Here is a 216-nt window from a genome sequence, read left to right as displayed (position 1 = left end):
GTGGGCTCGGGCTACTTTACCTCACTGGCGAAGACGCTTTTTCCACCTCAGGCACTCACGGAGGTTGAGGCGGCGCTTGCAGAGTGGGAGGTTACCCGGGCGTTACCGCGTCTGGCCGATCGTCCTTTGTTGTTGTGGCATGGTGATGCGGACGATGTGGTCCCACCCGGAGAAACGTTCCGGCTTCAGCAGGCGCTGCAGCACGAGGGGCTGGAT

Annotated in this window: 1 protein-coding gene; it reads left to right on the top strand. The window is 62.0% G+C overall.

The features are described 5' to 3' along the window. Positions 1-216 (top strand): prolyl oligopeptidase family serine peptidase (locus CN514_RS26965; RefSeq protein ID WP_353652098.1); only part of this gene is annotated, 216 nt, incomplete at its 3' end.

The organism is Bacillus sp. AFS001701 (genome assembly GCF_002559405.1).
Classification (GTDB): Bacteria; Bacillota; Bacilli; order Bacillales; family Bacillaceae_G; genus Gottfriedia.
This window is presented reverse-complemented; position numbering and strand designations above follow the sequence as displayed.